The organism is Psychromarinibacter halotolerans (assembly GCF_029168315.1).
GTDB lineage: Bacteria > Pseudomonadota > Alphaproteobacteria > Rhodobacterales > Rhodobacteraceae > Psychromarinibacter > Psychromarinibacter halotolerans.
Map to the genome: position 1 here is coordinate 395,204 of NZ_JARGYD010000002.1, position 20,151 is coordinate 415,354.

Annotated in this window: 19 protein-coding genes; 14 read left to right on the forward strand and 5 right to left on the reverse strand. The window is 65.2% G+C overall.

Going from position 1 to position 20,151, the window contains the following annotated elements; genetic code table 11:
• Positions 1-47: 47 nt before the first annotated feature.
• The 3 genes from P1K30_RS06815 to P1K30_RS06825 form a co-directional block, all read right to left on the reverse strand.
• Positions 48-968, reverse strand: a complete 921-nt coding sequence (locus P1K30_RS06815; protein WP_275631940.1) for an esterase-like activity of phytase family protein — start codon at positions 966-968, stop codon at positions 48-50.
• Complete coding sequence (mepA, locus tag P1K30_RS06820; RefSeq protein WP_379561998.1) at positions 941-1,771, reverse strand: penicillin-insensitive murein endopeptidase; 831 nt, start codon at positions 1,769-1,771, stop codon at positions 941-943. The genes P1K30_RS06815 and mepA overlap by 28 nt, the downstream gene beginning before the upstream one ends.
• 65 nt (positions 1,772-1,836) lie before the next feature.
• The gene (locus P1K30_RS06825) at positions 1,837-3,234 is read right to left on the reverse strand and encodes an MFS transporter (RefSeq protein WP_275631942.1); all 1,398 of its coding nucleotides are present in this window, start codon (positions 3,232-3,234) and stop codon (positions 1,837-1,839) included.
• A gap of 172 nt (positions 3,235-3,406) precedes the next feature.
• On the opposite strand from P1K30_RS06825, the gene P1K30_RS06830 reads away from it, so the two are divergent.
• The 3 genes from P1K30_RS06830 (at position 3,407) to yaaA (ending at position 6,665) form a co-directional block, all read left to right on the forward strand.
• Positions 3,407-3,691 carry a YggT family protein gene (locus P1K30_RS06830; protein ID WP_275631943.1) on the forward strand — a complete coding sequence of 95 codons (285 nt, stop codon included), beginning with the start codon at positions 3,407-3,409 and terminating at the stop codon, positions 3,689-3,691.
• A gap of 83 nt (positions 3,692-3,774) precedes the next feature.
• Positions 3,775-5,814: a DNA helicase RecQ gene (gene recQ / locus P1K30_RS06835; RefSeq protein ID WP_275631944.1), complete on the forward strand. Its 2,040-nt coding sequence runs from the start codon at positions 3,775-3,777 to the stop codon at positions 5,812-5,814.
• A gap of 59 nt (positions 5,815-5,873) precedes the next feature.
• Positions 5,874-6,665 (forward strand): peroxide stress protein YaaA, encoded by a 792-nt coding sequence (gene yaaA / locus P1K30_RS06840; RefSeq protein WP_275631945.1) that lies wholly within the window; start codon positions 5,874-5,876, stop codon positions 6,663-6,665.
• Between the two features lie 10 nt (positions 6,666-6,675).
• Here the strand turns inward: yaaA and trhO are convergent, their stop codons facing one another.
• Positions 6,676-7,593: an oxygen-dependent tRNA uridine(34) hydroxylase TrhO gene (gene trhO / locus P1K30_RS06845; RefSeq protein WP_275631946.1), complete on the reverse strand. Its 918-nt coding sequence runs from the start codon at positions 7,591-7,593 to the stop codon at positions 6,676-6,678.
• A gap of 165 nt (positions 7,594-7,758) precedes the next feature.
• Here trhO and pncA point away from each other — a divergent pair, with 165 nt between their 5' ends.
• A complete protein-coding gene (pncA, locus tag P1K30_RS06850) occupies positions 7,759-8,355 on the forward strand; it encodes a bifunctional nicotinamidase/pyrazinamidase (protein WP_275631947.1) in 597 nt (198 codons plus the stop codon).
• A gap of 106 nt (positions 8,356-8,461) precedes the next feature.
• Positions 8,462-9,754: a nicotinate phosphoribosyltransferase gene (pncB, locus tag P1K30_RS06855; protein WP_275631948.1), complete on the forward strand. Its 1,293-nt coding sequence runs from the start codon at positions 8,462-8,464 to the stop codon at positions 9,752-9,754.
• Between the two features lie 19 nt (positions 9,755-9,773).
• Here the strand turns inward: pncB and P1K30_RS06860 are convergent, their stop codons facing one another.
• Positions 9,774-10,469, reverse strand: a complete 696-nt coding sequence (locus P1K30_RS06860) for a fumarylacetoacetate hydrolase family protein (protein WP_275631949.1) — start codon at positions 10,467-10,469, stop codon at positions 9,774-9,776.
• A 171-nt stretch (positions 10,470-10,640) separates the two neighbouring features.
• Between P1K30_RS06860 and P1K30_RS06865 the strand changes: the two genes are divergently transcribed.
• The 9 genes from P1K30_RS06865 to cueR all read left to right on the forward strand — a co-directional run bounded on the left by P1K30_RS06865 (position 10,641) and on the right by cueR (position 20,103).
• Positions 10,641-11,495, forward strand: coding sequence for a formate/nitrite transporter family protein (locus P1K30_RS06865; protein WP_275631950.1), 855 nt, complete (start codon positions 10,641-10,643; stop codon positions 11,493-11,495).
• Positions 11,496-11,675: 180 nt separating this feature from the next.
• Positions 11,676-12,431, forward strand: coding sequence for a GntR family transcriptional regulator (locus P1K30_RS06870; RefSeq protein WP_275631951.1), 756 nt, complete (start codon positions 11,676-11,678; stop codon positions 12,429-12,431).
• Positions 12,432-12,457: 26 nt separating this feature from the next.
• Entirely contained in the window at positions 12,458-13,498 is a 1,041-nt protein-coding gene (locus P1K30_RS06875) for a TRAP transporter substrate-binding protein (protein ID WP_275631952.1), read from the forward strand.
• Positions 13,498-14,007, forward strand: a complete 510-nt coding sequence (locus P1K30_RS06880) for a TRAP transporter small permease (protein ID WP_275631953.1) — start codon at positions 13,498-13,500, stop codon at positions 14,005-14,007. The genes P1K30_RS06875 and P1K30_RS06880 overlap by 1 nt, the downstream gene beginning before the upstream one ends.
• Before the next feature lie 6 nt (positions 14,008-14,013).
• Positions 14,014-15,372 (forward strand): TRAP transporter large permease, encoded by a 1,359-nt coding sequence (locus P1K30_RS06885; protein ID WP_275631954.1) that lies wholly within the window; start codon positions 14,014-14,016, stop codon positions 15,370-15,372.
• Between the two features lie 113 nt (positions 15,373-15,485).
• Positions 15,486-16,601, forward strand: coding sequence for a 5-methyltetrahydropteroyltriglutamate--homocysteine S-methyltransferase (locus tag P1K30_RS06890; protein ID WP_275631955.1), 1,116 nt, complete (start codon positions 15,486-15,488; stop codon positions 16,599-16,601).
• Positions 16,602-16,721: 120 nt separating this feature from the next.
• On the forward strand, positions 16,722-17,186 hold the full coding sequence (locus P1K30_RS06895; protein ID WP_275631956.1) for a c-type cytochrome: 465 nt from the start codon (positions 16,722-16,724) through the stop codon (positions 17,184-17,186).
• An 86-nt stretch (positions 17,187-17,272) separates the two neighbouring features.
• Entirely contained in the window at positions 17,273-19,711 is a 2,439-nt protein-coding gene (locus P1K30_RS06900) for a heavy metal translocating P-type ATPase (RefSeq protein WP_275631957.1), read from the forward strand.
• Positions 19,708-20,103, forward strand: coding sequence for a Cu(I)-responsive transcriptional regulator (gene cueR, locus P1K30_RS06905; protein ID WP_275631958.1), 396 nt, complete (start codon positions 19,708-19,710; stop codon positions 20,101-20,103). The genes P1K30_RS06900 and cueR overlap by 4 nt, the downstream gene beginning before the upstream one ends.
• Positions 20,104-20,151 lie beyond the last annotated feature (48 nt).

The window sequence follows — 20,151 nt, forward strand, 5'->3', positions numbered from 1 at the left end:
GACAAGGTAGCGGAGACTTGGCCCCCGACCGTCGGGGACGCGGCGCACTACCGCCGCGCGCGCGGTCCGTCAAGCCCGTTGGACAGGCGATACTCGACGATCTCTGTCACCTGGAAGAACCGGAAATTGTCGTCCGAGACCATCGTCAGGCGGATGAACCCGTTCGCATCCCGCCACGCGGCGATGCCTTCTAGGTTGTCGTGCTTGCCGGCAGAGGTCTCTATCTCTATGCGCTCGTCGGTCAGCGACTGGCCGTCGAAGGCAAAGCTGCGGACACGGGTCTGAAAACCGAAAATACCGGCAAAGTGCCGTTCCAGCAGATAAAACCGGCCGTCCGGACCAATGTCGGCGCCGACGACAAGATAGTTGTCGCGCCGGGGCACCGAGAACGGTTGCGACCATGCGCCGTCTTTCCAGCGATACACCGGGAACGGGCGCGTCAGACGCCCGGATCGTTCCGGCATCGTGTACAGCGCGCCGTCACCGTCGATGGCCAACGCCTCGAGTGACGAATTCAGCTGCATGCCGGGAAAGTCGGGATGCTGCGGCAGGGCCTCGGGCGTTTCGCTGGGGAAGCGGTAGGTCAGGACCTCGTGCCGGTTCTCGAACGACACGAAGATCCGCCCGTCGGGCGCAATCGCCAGCCCCTCGGCGTCGGTCATGTAGGTGCCCAGCGGCGCACCGTCGGTGTCGCGCAGCATAAAGACCGGTGCGGCCTCGACCCCGACGATCGTCCCGCGTGCGTCGCGGGTCAGGCTGCCCTGCACGATGCCGCCGCGGTCCGACACGGTGACGAAGGACGCGCCATCGTCATAGACCTCTAGCCCCGAGAAGCCCCCGAAGGCGGCCTGCGGCATTTTCCATGTGTATTCGCCCACAAGCTCGGCCGCGCCCGTCGGCCCGTACGAGCCGGGACCGCACGCCGCCAGAGCCAGAAGGGCTACTGCGACGCGATGACGGAAGCGCATTGAGCGGGCAGATCGGCCAGAACGGTTTCACGCTTCGGAATGGGCGGCGGCGCGTTGGGGTCGGGCGGCGGCGGGTTCTGGATGTTGCGCACCCACTGTTCCGCCTCGGCACAGCCATCACCGGCGGGCGGCGGGGCTTGGTCGACGCAACCGCTGGCGCCCTTGGGGCAATTCAGGCGGACGTGGAAATGATAGTGATGCCCGTACCACGGGCGGATCTTGCGCAGCCAGTCGCGGTCGCCGGTGGCATCCTTGCACATCTGCACCTTCGCCCCCGCGAACACGAAGATCCGTGCGACCGCCGGATCACTGGCGGCGGCCTTCAGCACCGCCATGTGCTGCGGCGTCCAGCTGGAGTTCACCGCGGCGCCCGCGTTCCGCTGCATCGAGATAGAGGACAGGTTCTCGCGTTCCGCCACCGACAGGTTCAGACGGCTGGGCGGCAGCATCCAGATGTCGGCGTCCAGCCCGATCTGGTGGCTGGAATGCCCGGTCAGCATCGGCCCGCCGCGCGGCTGCGACATGTCGCCGACGTACAGCCCCTTCCACCCGGGTAGGGTGGCGGCAAAACTGGACAGGCGCTTGACGAAGACAATGGTTTCCGGCTGGGCCCAGTTGCGGTTGCGGCTTAGCCGCATCGCCTGCCAAGTCGGACCCGTTTCGGGCAGTTGCACGCCCCCGGCCATGCAGCCCTTGGCGTAGCTTCCGAACGGCGCGGGCGACTGGGCGGACGCCACCTTGGCCGCACCGAACACCCGCTTGGCGATGGCGTTCGGGTCAAGGTTCGCCGCCGCGAATGTCATCGTGGCGTCGGCGGCGTTGCCTTCGTTACTGTCGACGCGACCGCCACAGGCGGCAAGCGACAGGATCAGGCCAGCGAGGGCGAGCTTTCGGACCATTCGGCGCGGTCTCCATCCGGTTTGACCCATGCTAGCAGGACAAGTCCCGCCAGAAAAAGGCCAATGAGCGGGGTCACGCCAAGTTGCTGACTGCCTGTCACGTCGGTGACGATGGCGATCAGCGCAGGCGCGACGAAGGTGGTTGCCCGCCCGGCCAGTGCATACAGGCCGAAGGCTTCGGTCATCCGCTCGGGGTTGGCCTGCCGGACCATCATGGTGCGGCTGGCGGATTGCAGCGCGCCCCCGGCGGCACCGATCAGGGCACCGCAGATATAATAGGCGATGTCAGGCAGGCTCGACCCCGGCGCGATGGCGATGCCCAGCACCGCCTCGCGCGAGATGGTGGCGATGGTGATGGCGACCAGCAGCAGCACGACGATACAGACCCTGATGACCGGTTTAGGGCCGAATGCGCGGTCCGCGCGGCCACCCAGCCATGCGAAGACAGCGCCGGTGATCGCGGCCACGATGCCGAACACGCCGATGTCGACCACCGTCCACCCCAGCACGCCCAGCGCATAGACGCCGCCAAAGGTGTACATGCCGTTCAGCGCGTCACGGTACAGCATGGACGATCCAAGATACGAGGTCAGCGATGGGTTGCCCGGCAGCCGGCGCACGGTGCCGACAAGGTCGCGCAGCGCGGTGCTGACGGGTCCCTTCAAGCCAAGAACCTTTCCGGTCTCTCGCACCCACAGGAAGAACGGGATCATGAACACCACGTACCACACCGCCACGAAGGGGCCGACAAAGCGGGTTCCTTCCCGCGCCTCGGGATCAAGGCCCAGCGCGGGCGACAGGCCGATGAAGGTCACGCCCGCCGCGTTCTCGGCGAACAGCAACAGGATGATGGCCAGCGCGACCACCCCGCCGACATAGCCCCACGCCCAGCCAGAGCCGGAAATCGCACCGATCTGCTCGCGCGGGCCAAGGTCGGGCAGCATGGCGTTGGTGAAGATCGTCGCAAACTCGGACCCCACAAGGCCGATACCGAAGAACAGCAGCAGCAGCGGGATGCTGAACGTCGCCGGGTCGGCCAGCCACAGACCCGCGGCGCCGATCACGTACAGAACCGAGAACAGCCAGATGTACGGAAGCCGCCGACCGCGGCTGTCGGCCAGCGCGCCAAGGATCGGGGCGAGGATGGCGATAGCGATGCCCGCAATGGTCAGCCCGTATCCCCAGATCGCCTGCGCCTCGGCGCGGGCCGCCGTTTCGGCAAGGCCACCGTCGATCAGGCGGTTCGCGGTAATCTCGGCGAAATAGGGACCGAAAACAAAGGTAAGCAGAAGCGTGTTGTACGGCTGGCTTGCCCAGTCGAACATCATCCAGCCCCAGATCCGCTTGCGCGCACTGACGTTCTTCATTCTCGCAGTCCCCACTGTCGGGGCGATATGACAGCGATTGCGCACCACGCGCAATAGGTCAGTCCCGAAGAATTCAACCCATGATCGGCGCTTCAACGGAACCGAAGTTCTTGTCAGATATGCCCGAAAGCCATAACTAGCCTGCGTACCCGAGCACAAAGAGTGGACCTAGATGACCTCGATCTTTCAAATCATGCTTCTGATCCTCGACGTGGTCTGGTTCATCATGATCCTGCACATCATCATGTCGTGGCTTCTGAGCTTCGAGGTTCTGAACCGCCGCCAGCCCATCGTCGACCAGATCTGGATCGGCCTGAACCGGCTGCTGGAACCGATCTATGGCCCGATCCGCCGCATCATGCCCGACACCCGCCCGCTGGACCTTGCACCGCTGGTGGCACTGATCGCGATATATGCCCTGCGGATCATCATTCGGAACAACATGTACGCGTTCTGACCCCGCTTCCGGGTTGTTAAGCCGATTTTCATCTGCGATGTTTCTGGTGAAACGAGCAGTTTGAAGAAAAAATCGGCACACACATGGACCGCGCGGCACAGCTTCTCGGCACCGTTTTCGGATTCGACGATTTCCGGCCCGGACAGGCAGAGATCGTGCAAGCGGTCACCGAGGGCCGCAATGTTCTTGCCATCATGCCCACCGGCGGCGGCAAGTCGCTGTGCTACCAGCTTCCCGCGTTGTGCCGCGATGGCGTGACTGTCGTCATCTCTCCGCTGATCGCGCTGATGCGCGACCAAGTCCGCGCGCTGCGCGAAGCGGGGGTCGAGGCCGGCGCGCTGACCTCGGGCAACACCCAGGACGAGAACGACGAGGTGTTCCGCGCCCTCGACGAAGGGCGGTTGAAGCTGCTGTATATGGCGCCGGAACGGCTGGCCTCGGGCGGAACGCAGTCACTACTCCGGCGGATCGGCACCTCGATGATCGCGGTGGACGAGGCGCACTGCGTCAGCCAATGGGGCCACGATTTCCGCCCCGACTACCTTGCCATCGGCGACCTGCGCCGCAGTCTTGATGTGCCGCTTGCCGCCTTCACCGCCACCGCGGACGAGGAAACGCGCACCGAGATCGTCGCGCGCCTGTTCGATGGCGAGGCGCCGCAAAGCTTTTTGCGCGGCTTCGACCGGCCCAACATCCACCTTGCCTTCACGCCCAAGAACGGCCCCCGGCAGCAGATCCTGTCCTTTGCCGGGGCGCGGAAGGGGCAGTCGGGCATCGTCTATTGCGGCACCCGCGCCAAGACGGAAACCCTATCCAGCGCGCTGAACGGCGCCGGGCACACTGCCTGTCACTATCACGGCGGTATGGACCCCGACGCCCGGCGCGCCGTCGAAACCCGGTTCAGCCGCGAGGACGGGCTGATCGTCGTGGCGACCGTTGCTTTCGGGATGGGCATCGACAAGCCGGACATCCGCTGGGTCGCCCACGCCGACCTGCCCAAGTCGATCGAGGCCTATTATCAGGAGATCGGCCGCGCCGGTCGCGACGGCGCCCCTGCCGAGACGCTGACGCTGTATGGCGCCGACGACATCCGCCTGCGCCGCGCCCAGATCGACGAAAGCCTTGCGCCGGAAGACCGCAAGGCCGCCGACCACGCCCGGCTGAACGCGCTTCTGGGTCTGGCAGAGGCGCTGAAATGTCGGCGACAGCAACTGCTGGGCTATTTCGGGGAAACCGCCGACCGCTGTGGCTATTGCGACCTGTGCGACACCCCGCCCGAGGTGTTCGACGGGACCGAATCCGTGCGCAAGGCGCTGTCCGCCATGCTGCGCACCGGCGAAAGTTTCGGCGCGGGGCACCTGATCGACATTCTCACCGGGAACGAGACCGAGAAGGTGCGCCAGCGCGGCCATCAGGACCTGCCGACCTTCGGCGTCGGGCGCGAGATGTCCAAGGGCCAGTGGCAGGCCGTGTACCGGCAGATGATGGGGCGCGACCTTGTCCGCCCCGATCCCACCCGCCACGGCGCCTTCCGCATGACCGAAGCCGCGCGCCCGATCCTGCGGGGCGAAGCCTCCATCGAACTGCGCCGCGATACGATCCAGACCGCAACCACGCGCCCCGCCGTGAAGACCTTGGTCAGCGAGGAAGACGCGCCGCTGTTGTCGGCGCTGAAGGCCAAGCGCCGCGCGCTGGCCGAAGAGGCGCGCGTGCCCGCCTATGTCATCTTTACCGACCGCACCCTGATCGAAATGGCCGAGACGCGGCCCGAAACGCTGGACCAGATGGCCCGCGTCAGCGGTGTGGGCGCAAAGAAGCTGGACCGTTACGGCAACGATTTCCTGCAAATCATCGCCGGAGAGGCCGCCGCCCCCGTCCACCCCGCCCGCATGAAGCTTGCTGGCCGGGCCGAGGGCGAGGTGTACGACCGCCTGCTGCAGGTGCAGGCAGAGCTTGCCTATGGCGAGGCCGGCACCGACAAGCCGATGAGCTGCTCCGCCTCGCTGCTGGCGAAGGTTGCAGCGCTGCGCTCGCCCGACCTGCGCGCGCTGGAAGGTCTGCTGGGCGAACGCCGCGCGGAACGCTTCGGGCCGGCCTTCCTGACCGTGCTGCAGGACGCCTGAGCCGCGATTGCAAGGCCCTGACGCTGGCGATAGAGACAGTTCAAACGAAAGGATCCGCCATGCTCGCCGTCATTTCCCCCGCAAAGCGTCTGGACGAAACGCCGATGGACCTGACCGTCGCGACCGATCCGATGTTCGCGAAGGAAGCCGCGACGCTGGCCGGTCACATGCGGCAGCTGTCGCTGGGCGGGCTCAAGGATCTGATGGACCTGTCCGACGACCTTGCGCGTCTGAACCGCGACCGCTTTCGGGACTTTGCCGCCTCGCCCGAACCGCAGGTGACCAAGCCTGCGGTGTTCCTTTATTCCGGCGATACCTACACCGGGCTGGAGGCCGCGACGCTGGATGCCGATGCGCTGGACTATGCCCAGCGCCACCTGCGTATCCTCAGCGGTCTGTACGGCCTGCTGCGCCCGCTTGACGCGATCCAGCCGCACCGGCTGGAAATGGGCAGCCGCCTGAAGACCCGGCGCGGCGGCAACCTGTACGACTATTGGCGCGACCTGCCCGCCAAGGCCCTGAACGCCGCCGCCGAAGAGGCCGGGACCGACGTGCTGGTGAACTGCGCCAGTCAGGAATATTTCGGCGCCGTCGACCGCAAGGCGCTGAAGCTGCAGGTGGTGACGCCGACGTTCTATGAACTGAAAAAGGGCGAGCCGAAGATCGTCAGCTTCTTCGCCAAGAAGGCGCGCGGCGCGATGGCCCGGTTCGTGATGGAACGCCGGATCGACCGGGTCGAGGGGCTGGCCGATTTCGACACGGGTGGTTACCGCTTCGACGCCGACCGCAGCACGCCGGATCAGCCGGTGTTCATCCGTGCCGAGGCGGACGCGACCGACCGCGCCGCCTGATCACCCGGAATCACTCGGACGTATCGCGCGCGCCAAGGTGTTCTTCGCCGCGGGCGCGGGCCAGTGCGATCTGCTTTTGACGCTCGCGGAACCGCGCGCGGTCCGCGTCGCTGATTTCCGCCAGACACCTGTGGCAAGACACTCCCGGCTCGTACTCGGGCCGCTGCGTGTCCTCGGGCACCAGCGGGCGGCGGCAGGCGTGGCACAGGACATGCCCGCCCTCGCGCAGCCCGTGTTCGAGACTGACACGCTGGTCGAAGACGAAGCAGGCGCCTTGCCACTTGCTGTCCTGTTCCGGCACCTCTTCGAGGTATTTCAGGATGCCGCCCTTCAGGTGATAGACCTCGTCCACGCCTTGTTCGACCAGCCAGCTTGTCGCCTTCTCGCACCGGATGCCGCCGGTGCAGAACATCGCCAGCCGCTTGTTGTGGAACCGGTGCTTGTTCGCCTCCCACCACGCGGGAAACTCACCAAAGCTGGCCGTCTCGGGGTCGACGGCGCCTTCGAAGGTGCCGATCTCGATCTCGTAGTCGTTGCGCGTGTCGATGACCGCGACGTCCGGCGCCGAGATCAGTTCGTTCCACTCGGCCGGATCGACGTACCGCCCGACCGACGCCGTCGGATCGACATCGGGCTGGCCCATCGTCACGATCTCTTTCTTCAGCCGCACCTTCATGCGGCCGAACGGCATCTCGTCCGCCGTGCTTTCCTTCCAATCAAGGTCGGCACAGCCGGGAAGGGCACGGATGTGGTCCAGCACCGCATCGATCCCGTCGCGCGTGCCCGCGATGGTGCCGTTGATCCCCTCGCGCGCCAGCAGAAGCGAGCCGCGCACGCCCTGCGAGCAGCACAGCTTGGCCAGCCCCGGTTTCAGGGCGGCGGGGTCCGGGAAGACGGTGAACTTGTACAGTGCGGCGACGATCAGCATGGTGCCGATTAAGGGCGGACGCGGGGCGGGCACAAGGGGCGAAACCGCCGCGCCCTGACGCGACGATCACCGCCGTCTGCCGAAAAGAAGGGATTTCAGACCTTTGCCCTTGATTGATTCTTGCCCGGGCATCGCTACTGTGCAGCCGAAATTACGGAGATTTGCATGACCAAGGCCCTGATCGTCATCGACGTGCAGAACGACTTTTGCCCCGGCGGCGCGCTGGCGGTGGCGGGCGGCGACGAGATCGTGCCCGGCATCAACACCCTGATGACCGAGTTCGACGCGGTGATCCTGACGCAGGACTGGCACCCGGCGGGGCATTCGTCCTTCGCATCTCAGCACGAAGGCCGCGCGCCGATGGAACTGATCGAGATGCCCTATGGCCCGCAGGTCCTGTGGCCCGACCATTGCATCCAAGGCAGCCCCGGCGCCGCATTCCATCCCGACCTTGAAACCGACCGCGCCGACCTGATCATCCGCAAGGGCTATAACCCGGCGATCGACAGCTATTCCGCCTTGTTCGAGAATGATCACACCACGCCCACGGGCCTTGAAGGCTATCTGCGGACCCGAGGCATCCGGACACTGACGATGGTCGGGCTTGCGACCGATTTCTGCGTCAACTTCTCTGCCGTGGATGCCGCGCGGCTGGGCTTCGACGTCACCGTCCGGCTGGATCTGTGCCGCGCCATCGACCATGCCGGGTCGCTTGCCACCGCGTGCGACGGCATGACCGACGCGGGCGTGACGCTGGCCTGACCGCGCAGGGCCTGCCTTTGGGGGCTGTCCCCGGGCGGGCGGCGGGCTAGTTTTTGACAACCATGATCCCGCTTGCTCTAACGGGATGCCGAACAGGGAGCCGGACATGGTCGACATTGCCACGCGGGTCTACAATCACAAATGGAAGATCGACCCGATCGTCCGTTCGCTGATCGATACCGATTTCTACAAACTTCTCATGTGCCAGTCCGTGTTCCGCAACAAGCCGGACACAGAGGTCACGTTCTCGCTGATCAACCGCAGCAAGGACATCCGGCTGGCCGAGTTGATCGACGAGGACGTGCTGCGCCAGCAGTTGGATCACATCCGGTCGCTGTCGCTGACCCGTGGTGAAAGCACATGGCTGCGCGGTAACACGTTCTATGGCAAGCGCCAGATGTTCCGCCCGGACTTCATGGAATGGTTCGAGAACCTGCGCCTGCCGCCCTACGAGCTGGAAAAGAAGGACGGCCAGTACGAACTGACGTTCCGTGGCAAATGGCCCGAGGTCATGCTGTGGGAGATCCCGGCGCTTGCGGTGCTGATGGAACTGCGCGGCCGGGCTGTTCTGGCGCAGATGAAGCGGTTCGAGCTGGAAGTGCTGTACGCCCGCGCGATGGCCAAGCTGTGGGAAAAGATCGAGCGCCTGCAAAAGATCGAGGGCCTGAAGATCGCCGATTTCGGCACGCGCCGCCGCCACAGCTTTTTGTGGCAGGACTGGTGCGTGCAGGCGATGCTGGAAGGGCTGGGCGACAGCTTTACGGGCACCTCCAACTGCCTGATCGCCATGCGCCGCGATCTGGAAGCCGTGGGCACCAACGCCCACGAACTGCCGATGGTCTATTCCGCGCTGGCCGACACCGACGAGGACCTGCGCCGCGCGCCCTACCGCGTGCTGGAGGACTGGCAGGAAGAGCACGAAGGCAACCTGCTGATCATCCTTCCCGACACCTACGGCACCAAGGGCTTCTTGCAGAATGCGCCCGACTGGCTGGCGACATGGACCGGCATCCGCATCGATTCCGGCGACCCCGCCGAAGGTGCAGAGACGGCCATCGCGTGGTGGGAATCGCGCGGCGAAGATCCCCGCAAGAAGCTGGTGATTTTCTCGGACGGGCTGGACGAACAGAAGATCGAGGAACTGCACGCCCGTTTCGTAGGCCGCGTGCGCGTGTCCTTCGGGTGGGGCACCCTACTGACGAACGACTTCCGCGGTCTGGTGCCAGACGATGCGCTGGCGCCGTTCTCGCTGGTCTGCAAGGCGACCTCTGCCGACGGGCGCCCGACGGTTAAACTGTCGGACAACCCGCGCAAGGCGATGGGACCGGCGGAAGAGATCGACCGCTACAAGCGCGTGTTCGGCGTTGGCCAGCAGCAGTCGATGGACGTGTTCGTCTGACGGCGCAAGCGTCCCTGATCTAGGCTTTAGGGCCTATTTTCGTGGTCACCGCGCCCAGCCCTTCGATGCTGACGGTGCAGCTGTCGCCAACCTGAAGCGCACCGACGCCAGCGGGCGTGCCGGTCATGATCAGATCGCCGGGGCGGATCTCGATCGAGCGGGTGAGATAGGCGATGATCTCGGGCACCGCCCAGATCATGTCGGACAGGTCGGCATCCTGACGGATCTCTCCATTCACCTCGGTTCGGATGAAGCCTTTCGACGGGTGGCCGACCTCGGTCGCCGGATACAGCGCGCCGATCACGGCGGCGCGGTCGAAGCCTTTCGACCAGTCCCACGGTCTGCCCGCCTTCTTCGCGGCCCATTGCAGGTCGCGGCGGGTCAGGTCGTTGCCGGTGCCATAGCCCCAAACGTAATCCAGCGCGTCCGCCTCCGAGACGTTGAAGCCGGCCTTGCCGATGGCGACGATGAACTCTCCCTCGAAATGCAGGTCCTCGGTTTCGGGCGGATAGGGCACGGTCGCGCCATCCTCGACGACCGAGTCCGGGGCCTTGGTAAAGAAGAACGGCGGCTCGCGGTCGGGATCGTTCCCCATCTCACGCGCGTGTTCGGCATAGTTGCGCCCCACGCAGAAGATGCGGCGCACCGGAAAGCGGTCGTCGGTGCCGGCCACTGCGGCCGAAGGTGTGGGGGCGGGATCGAACACGAAAGCCATACCGGGGTCTCCTTGGTTGCGGCGTGCCGACACTCTGACAAACGCGCGGCAATGACCAGTCCCGAACCGTGTGCTCTGGCCCGGTGCCGGGTTCGGCCTATTTATAGCGTCAGGAGAGGGGTGGTGCCGGTCGTGCGCCGCCCTTCGTTGTTAGGTACGGGTCCACGGTCCATGAACGATGACAAAGAAGAACTGGCCGAAGAGAAGGCCGACAAGATTGCCGTAGAGGAAGCGACGCCGCTGGCGCCGCGCCTGATTTACGAAGTGATCCGCCGGGATGGCGAGGAAGAGCTTGAGCGTCCGAAAAGCTCGTTGATCTGGTCCGGGCTGGCCGCCGGGGCTCTGATCAGCTTCTCGCTGATCGCGGAGGCCGTCCTGCGAAGCGAACTGCGCGGGTTTCAGGGGCGCTTCCTGATCGAGAACTTCGGCTATTCCTTCGGGTTTCTCGTGGTGATCATGGGCAAGATGCAGCTGTTCACCGAGAACACCATCACCACCGTCCTTCCCATCCTGTCCAAACCGACCCGCTTCAAATTCCGCCGCACGGGGACATTGTGGTCTATCGTGCTGGCCGCGAACGTGGTGGGCGCCTTGGCCGCCGCGCTGTTCTTCACCTTTACCAGCGCCTTGCCCGATCAGGTTCTGAGCGCCGCGCTGGAAATCTCTGAACACGCCATGAGCTTCGAACCGTGGGAGGCGTTCGCCCGCGCCATTCCGGCGGGGATTCTCGTGGCGGCCATCGTCTGGATGCTGCCCCAGGCCGAGAAGCAGAGTTTTCTGCTGATCTTCGCCTTCACTTGGCTGATCGCGGCGGGCGACTTCACCCACATCATCGTCGGGTCTGTCGAGATGTGGATGGTGCTGCTGGCCGGTGGAATCACCCCCGGCGAGGCGCTGACCAACTTCTTCATTCCCGTCCTTGCCGGGAACGTTTTCGGCGGAACCGCGATCTTCTCGGCGCTGGCATGGGGACAGGTGAAAGAGGAACTTGCCCCGAACGGTCACGCCACGGACGTCGGTGACTGATCATCACCGCCGCAACTTTGCGCAGGTGATGATCTTTTCGCCGAAGTTCGGCCGCTGATCCGACCGTTACGGAAGGTCAAGCTGTATACAGTTGCTGCGCCACATAAGGCGCAGCCATTTCATTTGACCGGAAACAGTATACCGGATAACCATTCCTGACCGTTAGCTTTGGGAGGGGCAATGGGTGATTCTGGCAAAATCCAACTGGTCGAGCTTGCGGTACGCGAGCTGCGTGCCCGCATTCTGGCGGGCGAGTTGAAGCCGGATTGCCATGTCTCTGAAGCCGCCGCCGGCGAGATGACCGGGGTGTCCCGCACCCCGGCCCGCGAGGCGCTGGCGATCCTTGTCGAAGAAGGGCTGATGTACCGGTCCGCTTCGGGCCGTTGCACCGTCCGGCTGTTCACCCGCGACAACGCCCGCGACGCCATCGAACTGCGCGGCGTGCTGGAAGGCACGGTGCTTCGGCTGGCTGTCGAGCGCGGACCCGACACGACGGTGCTGGACCGCTGCGAAACAATCCTGTGCCGGATCGACACCGCGCTGAACAGCACGGACACGACGCTGGTCTTCGAAGACTACGCCCGCTTGAACAAGGAATTCCACGTCGAGCTTTCCCGCGTCGCCGGGTCGGACACGCTGCAACGGGAATTGCACCGCGCGATCCGCCTGCCGTTCGCGTCGCCCGACGCGTTCCCCTCGCACCGCTACAACACCCCGAAGGTCCGCAACACGTTCCACCGGGCGCAGGAACAACACCGCGCGATGATCGGTGCCGTCCGCGATGGCGAAGGAACCCGGGTCGAGGCGCTGGCGCGGGAACACGCCCGGCTGGCCTGGGAAGACTACGAAGCCGTGATGTTCGAAGAACCCGCGTCCGTTGTAAACGCGCCGGGTTTTGCCATGATTGCCGCTGCAGAGGCTACTCCGGCGGTTTAGCTCTGTCTCATAAAGGGAGGATTACCATGAGACTCAAGACGTTGCTTACCACGATTGCGGTCGGGGCCGTGTCGGTCGCGATGGCCGGTTCGGTTGCGGCACAGGAATACACCTTCAAGCTGCACCACATGCTGCCGGCCACGTCGCCCGCGCAGAAATCCATGCTGGAACCTTGGGCCGCACAGGTCGAAGAGAACTCTGGCGGTCGCGTGAAGATCGAGATGTTCCCCGCGATGACCCTTGGCGGCACCCCGCCCGAACTGGTCCAGCAGGCCCGTGACGGCGTCGTCGACATCATCTGGACGGTCAACGGCTACACCCCCGGCCAGTTCCCGCGCACCGAGGTGTTCGAGCTGCCCGGCGTCTACCTGAACGACATCTCGGCAGCCAACAAGGCGATGTACGACATGTTCGACGAGTACCTCGCCGACGACTACAAAGGTCTCGAGGTGATGTGGCTGCACGTGCACGCCGGTCAGGCGATCATGTCGGTCGACACCGAGATCCGTTCGCCCGAGGACATGTCCGGCCTGAAAATCCGCATCCCGTCGCGGACCGGCGGCTGGGTCATCGAGGCTCTGGGCGCCTCGCCGATCGCCATGCCGGTCCCCGAGGTTCCCGCCGCGCTGTCGAAGAAGGTCGTCGACGCCACCTTCCTGCCGTGGGAAATCATCCCGGTGATCAAGGCGCAGGACCAGATCCAGTACTTCATCGAGGGCGCCAACGAGACCCGTTTCGGCACCACCACCTTCCAGGTTTCGATGAACCAAGGGAAATGGGACAGCCTGCCTGACGACATCAAGGCCGCGTTCAAGGACGCTTCTGGCCGCGAGTGGTGGGACGAGGTCGGCAACGTGTGGCGTGCCGGCGATGACTTCGGCATCAAGATGGCTGAAGACTCTGGCCGCGAGCACATCATGCTGAGCGAGGAAGAGACCAACGCGTTCATCACGGCGCTTGAGCCGGTGCAGGACCGCTGGATCGAAGAAGTCACCGCAAAAGGCATGGACGGTGCGGCCCTTGTCGAGATGGCTAAAGAAACCATCGCAGAGAACACCGACAAGTAATGGCGGACGCATACGCATCCGGGACGAGGCTTCACGGCCTCGTCCTTCGCATCACGACCGGCTGGGCGATCCTGGGCGGTCTGGTGCTTATGGCCGTGGTGGCGGTGAACGTCGCTTCGGTGGTCGGGGCCGCCGTGTTCAACGCGGCCGTCCCCGGCGATTTCGAACTGACCGAGGTTGGCGTCGCCGTCGCCGCCTTCTCTTTCCTTCCCTACTGCCAGATTGCCGGGCTGAACGTGTCGGCCGACATCTTCACCGCCCGCGCGTCGAAGTTCTGGCTGTCTCTATTCTCGCTGCTTGGCGCGCTTGTGGCGCTGGGCTTTGGCGCGATCCTGCTGTGGCGCATGTACTATGGCATGCTCGACAAGCAGACCTACGGGGAAACCACCGCAATCCTGTCGATCCCGACCTGGTACGGCTATCTGCTGGTACTGCCTTCGCTGGCGCTGCTGGTGCTGGCGTCCGTCGCGTCCGTCGTCGACTCGGTCTCTAACATGGCCAAAAGGTAACGCTACATGGACCCGATTACTCTGGGCATCCTCAGCCTCGTCGTCCTTGTCGCGCTGATCGCGATCCGGATTCCCATCGGCTATTCGATGATCCTCGTGGGCGGCTTCGGCATCATGTACATGAACGGCCCCGCCCTGCTGTTTAACCAGCTGAAGACGCTGGGCTGGGGCGTGTTCTCGGGCTACAGCCTGTCGGTCGTGCCGATGTTCATCCTGATGGGCGCGCTGGCGTCCCGCGCGGGCCTGTCGCAGGCTCTGTTCAGAGGCGCGAATGCGTGGCTGGGCTGGATGCGCGGCGGCACCGCGATGGCCGCGATCGCCGGCTGCGCCGGGTTCGGCGCCGTGTGCGGGTCCTCGCTTGCGACCGCCTCGACGATGGGCAAGGTCGCCCTTCCGGAACTCAAGCGGTACAACTATTCGGGCGCGCTGGCGACCGGATCGCTGGCAGCGGGCGGCGTGCTGGGCATCCTGATCCCGCCGTCGGTCGTGCTGATCATCTACGCGATCCTCGTCGAGGCGAACATCGTCACCATGTTCGCAGCCGCGATGCTGCCCGGCCTGCTGGCCGTTGTGTTGTTCATCCTGACCATCGCGATCTACGTCTGGTTCAAGCCCGAAGCCGGGCCGCGCCACAGCGGCGTCGACTTCCAAGAATGGCGCGATGCGACCATCGGCATGATCCCGGTCGTCGTGATCTTCGGCCTTGTGCTTGGCGGCATCTACGGCGGGTTCTTCAACCCGACCCCCGCCGCTGCCGTCGGCGCGGCGCTGGTCTGGATCTACGGCACCGCCAAGGGGCGCCTGAATCTGCCGGCGATCTTCGACTCGCTGAAGGAAACCGCAGGCACCACCGGCATGATCTACCTGATCCTCATCGGCGCAGAGCTGATGAAGATCTTCATGTCGCGGATCGGCCTGCCGCAGGCCACCGCCGAATGGATCGCCGGATCGGGCCTTGCCCCGTTCGTGGTCATGGCGATCCTGCTGGTCGCGCTGATCCTGCTGGGCTGCCTGATGGACTCGCTTTCGATGATCCTGCTGGTGATCCCGTTCTTCTGGCCGGTTCTGGTCGAGATCAACGGCGGTCTCTACGTGGGCGCCGAAGGATCCGGGTTCGGCATGTCCACCGAGGACCTGAAGATCTGGTTCGGGATCTTAGCCCTGATCGTCGTGGAACTCGGGCTGATCACGCCACCCGTGGGGATGAACGTGTTCGTCATCTCGGCGCTGGCGAAGGACACCCCGATGACCGAGACGTTCAAGGGCGTACTGCCCTTCTTCGGAGCGGAACTGGTTCGCGTGGCGATCCTTTTCGCGTTCCCCGCCGTCACGTTGTGGCTGCCGCAGATCATCGGCAGTTGGTGACACGATCATCGGCGGCGCGCGATCCGCGTGCCGCCGGACCCTTGCGCCTGTGTCTCTGAATACGGGTGCAAAGACTGTGCCGCACCCGGCACGCACCGAAACGGAGCCATTGAATGACAGATCTTAAACCACCCTTCCGCGCAGACCACGTCGGCAGCCTGCTGCGTCCCGCGTCCATCGTGGAAGCACGCAAGAAATTCTATCAGAACAAGTCGATCGACGCGGCCGAGCTGAAGGCGGTCGAGGATGCCGCCATCCCCGAACTGATCAAGATGCAGGAAGACGTGGGGCTGAAGGCCGTCACCGACGGCGAGGCGCGCCGGTCGTTCTGGCACTATGACTTCATGGGTATGCTGACCGGGCTGGATCTGGACGAACGCGATGAAGGCGTTCAGTTCGCGGGCGTCAAGCTGCGCCCGATCTACCCGACCATCACCAGCAAGCTCGACTTCCCCGAAGACCACCCGATGATCGAACACTTCAAGTTCGTCGCCGAGAACACCAAGGTGGTCCCCAAGATCTCGATCCCCGGCCCGTCCTGCTGCCACTTCCGCACCGCGCCGGAAGACATCCATGTGCCCGAGTACAAGGAAGACCCGCAGGCGCTGTTCGCCGATCTGGCAGCGACGTACAAGAAGGCCGTCGATACCTTCTATAAGGCCGGTTGCCGCTATCTGCAGATGGACGACATCTTCTTCGCCTATCTCTGCGATCCCAAGCACCGCGCCGAAAAGGTCGCCAACGGACAAGACCCCGACTGGCTGATCGAACGCTATTCTTGGATGCTGCGCGAGGCGATCAAGGACCGTCCGTCCGACATGTACATCGGGATGCACATGTGCCGCGGCAACTTCCGGTCGACCCACGCCGCCGAGGGCGCCTATGACCTTGCGGCCGAGTCGATCTTCTCGACCGGCGTCGACATCTTCTTCATGGAATACGACACCGACCGCGCTGGCGGGCTAGAGCCGCTGAAGCTGCTGCCCAAGGGCAACCAGATCGTTCTGCCGGGCTTCATCACCACCAAGTCGGCTGAGCTGGAAGACATCGACTGGCTGAAGTCCAAGTTCGACGAGGCGTCGAAATACGTCGACATCAACCAGCTGGGCATCGCACCCCAGTGCGGCTTTGCCTCGACCGAGGAAGGCAACTCGATCACGCCCGACGACCAGAAGCGCAAGCTGGAACTTGTCGTGAAGACCGCCGAGGCGATCTGGGGCGGCGTCTGATCGCATCCACGACCCCTGCCTGCCGGGCGGGGGTCACCCCTTTGTCAGCGGAACCCCGTTGACCTTCCCCCTGCTGGAACCCTTACGCCCTGTCGGACCCGTCACCGACCAGAGGCCCCGATGTCCGGCAAACTTCTTCGTACCTTTACCCTCGCCCTGATCTGCGCCCCGCTCGCGGGCCATGCGCAAGCGCCCCGGATGCCCGACGACGCCGACCCGGCGCGCGGCGAAACGCTGTACGCCGAGAACTGCGCCAGCTGCCACGGCGCCGATCTTGAAGGCGAAGCCGCCGACTGGCGCACCGCCAAGGAAGACGGCACCCTGCCCGCCCCGCCCCATGACGAAACCGGACACACGTGGCACCACGGTGATATCCACCTGTTCGCCTACACGCTTCTGGGCGGCGAGGAGTCCTTGCGCCGCATGGGCATCGAAGGCGTACCCAGCGCGATGCCGGCGTTCCAAGAGACGCTGACCGAGGCCGAGATCTGGGACATTCTCGCCTTCATCAAATCCACATGGCCGCGCCGCATCCGGAATGCGCAAACGGAACGGTCAGACGCGGAACGCATGTCGATAGAGTGATCGAGGTCTTTCTGCAAATGGCCCCTTGACCTTCCAGTGACTGGAAACCTTATGTCCCTAGCCGAACCAGAAAACGGCAGGGTGCCATGACCGATCTCACACTGAATATCCAAGGTATGCACTGCGCATCATGCGTCGGCCGCGTCGAGAAGACGCTGCGCGGCGTACCCGGTGTGCGCGAAGCGAACGTGAACCTTGCGACCGAACAGGGGCGCGTCAGCTTCGACGACCCCGCCACGACGGACGACATCCTTGCCGCCCTGCTCAAGACGGGGAACCCCGCCTCGGTCGAAGAGGTGACGCTGGACATCGACGGGATGCACTGCGCGTCCTGCGTCGGCCGGGTCGAAAAGGCCCTGCGCGCCGCCCCCGGCGTGGTCGAGGCCAACGTGAACCTTGCCACCGAATCCGCGCTGGTGCGCTATCTGCCCGGCGCGGTGACGCCGCAGGCGCTGGCGGGCTATGGGTCGGACAGCGGATACAAGACGAAACTCCGGTCTAGTGACGATCATTCGCACCACGACCACATGGCCCACACCAAGGCCGAGGATGCCGCGCGCCTTAAACGCGCGACGCTGCTGGCTGCCATTCTGGCCCTGCCGGTGTTCGTGATCGAGATGGGCAGCCACGTCATCCCCGGGATGCACGAGCTGGTGATGAACACCATCGGGATGCAGACCAGCCGCATCCTGCAATTCGCGCTGACCACAATCATCCTCGTCGGGCCCGGCCGCGAATTCTATCGCATCGGCATCCCCGCCCTGCTGCGCGCCGCGCCCGAGATGAACTCGCTGGTCGCGCTGGGGACGGCGGCGGCCTATCTGTATTCCGTCGTCGCGACCTTCGCGCCGGGTGTGCTGCCCGAAGGGGCCGCCAACGTCTATTTCGAATCCGCCGCCGTCATCGTGGTGCTGATCCTGCTGGGCCGTTGGCTTGAAGCCCGCGCCAAGGGCCGCACCGGCGCGGCGATCCGCAAACTGATCGCGCTGCAGCCCGACACCGCGCGGGTCGAGCGTGACGGCAAGACCATCGACCGCCCCATCGCCGAGATCGTGAAGGGCGACATGATCCACGTCCGCCCCGGCGAACGCATCGCTGTTGATGGCGCGGTCGTGTCCGGCGACAGCCATGTCGACGAAAGCATGATCAGCGGCGAACCCCTTCCCGTGCACAAGACCGAGGGCGACGCGGTCACCGGCGGGACCGTCAACGGCGCCGGGGCGCTGGTGTTCCGCGCCACCCATGTCGGCGCCGAGACGACGCTGTCGCGTATCGTCGCGATGGTCGAACAGGCGCAGGGCGCCAAGCTTCCGATCCAAAGCGTCGTCGATCGCATCACCGCGTGGTTCGTCCCCGCCGTCATCGCTGCCGCGCTGCTGACGCTGGCCGCGTGGCTGGTGTTCGGCCCCGGCGGCGGCCACGCGATCGTTGTGGCGGTCGCGGTTCTGATCATCGCCTGTCCCTGCGCGATGGGTCTTGCCGTGCCCACCTCGATCATGGTCGGCACCGGCCGCGCCGCCGAACTGGGCGTGCTGTTCCGTAAGGGCGACGCCCTGCAGGCGCTGCAAGGCGTGGGCGTCGTCGCGTTGGACAAGACCGGCACCGTGACCGAGGGCCGGCCCGAACTGACCGACATCGTCGTGACCGGTGACCTGTCCGAAGACGAAGTGCTGCGCTTTGCCGCCGCCGTCGAAGGCCAGTCCGAACACCCCGTCGCGCATGCCCTGCTGCGCGCGGCCGAGGCGAAGGGTCTGGAGCTTCCCGCGGTCGAGGGGTTCCGCTCGATCACCGGCTACGGCGTGGAAGCCAGCGTCGAGGGCCGCAAGGTCACGGTCGGCGCACGTCGTCTGATGGAGCGCGAGGGCATCGACACCACCGCCGCCGTGATCGAAGGCGCCGGCAAGACGCCACTGTACGTCGCCGTCGATGGCACCCTTGCCGCCGCCGTTGCAGTCTCTGACCCGGTGAAATCCACCAGCCGCGCCGCCATCGCCGCGCTGCACGACATGGGTCTGAAAGTCGCGATGATCACCGGCGACGCACAGTCCACCGCCGAGGCGATCGCCGCCGAGGTCGGCATCGACAAGGTCGTGGCCGAGGTGCTGCCCGACGGCAAGGTCGCCGCAGTCGAGGCGCTGCGCAAGGACGGCGCCAAGCTCGCCTTCGTCGGCGACGGTATCAACGACGCTCCGGCGCTGGCGGCGGCGGACGTGGGCATTGCCATCGGCACCGGCACCGACGTCGCCATCGAGACGGCGGACGTGGTCCTGATGTCCGGTGACCTCGGCGGCGTGGCGCGGGCCTTCGGCCTGTCCCGCGCGGTGATGCGCAACATCCACCAGAATCTTGCGTGGGCCTTCGGCTATAACGTGGCGCTGATCCCCGTGGCGGCGGGCGTGCTGTACCCCGCCTTCGGTCTGCAACTGTCGCCGATGCTGGCGGCAGGCGCGATGGCGCTGTCCAGCGTGTTCGTCCTGTCCAACGCCCTGCGCCTGCGCCGGGCCAACCCGGGAGAAACCGCATGAACATCTCGGACGCCGCCGACCGCAGTGGCCTGCCCGCGAAGACCATCCGCTATTACGAGGACATCGGGCTGGTGCGCCCGGACCGCAGCGACAACGGCTATCGCGACTTCGCCGACCGCGACCTTCACAAGCTGATCTTCCTTGGCCGCGCGCGGGCGCTGGGCTTTACGATCGAAGACTGCCGCGCCCTGCTGGCGCTGTACGAGGACGACGCCCGCGCCAGCGGCGACGTCAAGCGGATCGCCGAAGGCCACCTTGACCAGATCGGGCAGAAGATCGCGGATCTCGAGGCGATGCGCGCGACGCTGTCGCACCTTGTGGCCTGCTGCCACGGTGACGACCGGCCCGACTGCCCGATCCTCGAGGGGCTGGGCGGCCCGGCGCAGACTTGATCTTGGCCCCGTTCCGGGGTGTGTTTCCCGGCAGGGAACGCCCCTTTC

What these genes read in the sequence shown, in the direction of transcription:
- P1K30_RS06815 (WP_275631940.1), bottom strand. Translation starts at nt 968, where the DNA reads ATGCGCTTCCGTCATCGCGTCGCAGTAGCCCTTCTGGCTCTGGCGGCG.
- mepA (WP_379561998.1), bottom strand. Translation starts at nt 1,771, where the DNA reads ATGACATTCGCGGCGGCGAACCTTGACCCGAACGCCATCGCCAAGCGG.
- P1K30_RS06825 (WP_275631942.1), bottom strand. Translation starts at nt 3,234, where the DNA reads ATGAAGAACGTCAGTGCGCGCAAGCGGATCTGGGGCTGGATGATGTTC.
- P1K30_RS06830 (WP_275631943.1), top strand. Translation starts at nt 3,407, where the DNA reads ATGACCTCGATCTTTCAAATCATGCTTCTGATCCTCGACGTGGTCTGG.
- recQ (WP_275631944.1), top strand. Translation starts at nt 3,775, where the DNA reads ATGGACCGCGCGGCACAGCTTCTCGGCACCGTTTTCGGATTCGACGAT.
- yaaA (WP_275631945.1), top strand. Translation starts at nt 5,874, where the DNA reads ATGCTCGCCGTCATTTCCCCCGCAAAGCGTCTGGACGAAACGCCGATG.
- trhO (WP_275631946.1), bottom strand. Translation starts at nt 7,593, where the DNA reads ATGCTGATCGTCGCCGCACTGTACAAGTTCACCGTCTTCCCGGACCCC.
- pncA (WP_275631947.1), top strand. Translation starts at nt 7,759, where the DNA reads ATGACCAAGGCCCTGATCGTCATCGACGTGCAGAACGACTTTTGCCCC.
- pncB (WP_275631948.1), top strand. Translation starts at nt 8,462, where the DNA reads ATGGTCGACATTGCCACGCGGGTCTACAATCACAAATGGAAGATCGAC.
- P1K30_RS06860 (WP_275631949.1), bottom strand. Translation starts at nt 10,469, where the DNA reads ATGGCTTTCGTGTTCGATCCCGCCCCCACACCTTCGGCCGCAGTGGCC.
- P1K30_RS06865 (WP_275631950.1), top strand. Translation starts at nt 10,641, where the DNA reads ATGAACGATGACAAAGAAGAACTGGCCGAAGAGAAGGCCGACAAGATT.
- P1K30_RS06870 (WP_275631951.1), top strand. Translation starts at nt 11,676, where the DNA reads ATGGGTGATTCTGGCAAAATCCAACTGGTCGAGCTTGCGGTACGCGAG.
- P1K30_RS06875 (WP_275631952.1), top strand. Translation starts at nt 12,458, where the DNA reads ATGAGACTCAAGACGTTGCTTACCACGATTGCGGTCGGGGCCGTGTCG.
- P1K30_RS06880 (WP_275631953.1), top strand. Translation starts at nt 13,498, where the DNA reads ATGGCGGACGCATACGCATCCGGGACGAGGCTTCACGGCCTCGTCCTT.
- P1K30_RS06885 (WP_275631954.1), top strand. Translation starts at nt 14,014, where the DNA reads ATGGACCCGATTACTCTGGGCATCCTCAGCCTCGTCGTCCTTGTCGCG.
- P1K30_RS06890 (WP_275631955.1), top strand. Translation starts at nt 15,486, where the DNA reads ATGACAGATCTTAAACCACCCTTCCGCGCAGACCACGTCGGCAGCCTG.
- P1K30_RS06895 (WP_275631956.1), top strand. Translation starts at nt 16,722, where the DNA reads ATGTCCGGCAAACTTCTTCGTACCTTTACCCTCGCCCTGATCTGCGCC.
- P1K30_RS06900 (WP_275631957.1), top strand. Translation starts at nt 17,273, where the DNA reads ATGACCGATCTCACACTGAATATCCAAGGTATGCACTGCGCATCATGC.
- cueR (WP_275631958.1), top strand. Translation starts at nt 19,708, where the DNA reads ATGAACATCTCGGACGCCGCCGACCGCAGTGGCCTGCCCGCGAAGACC.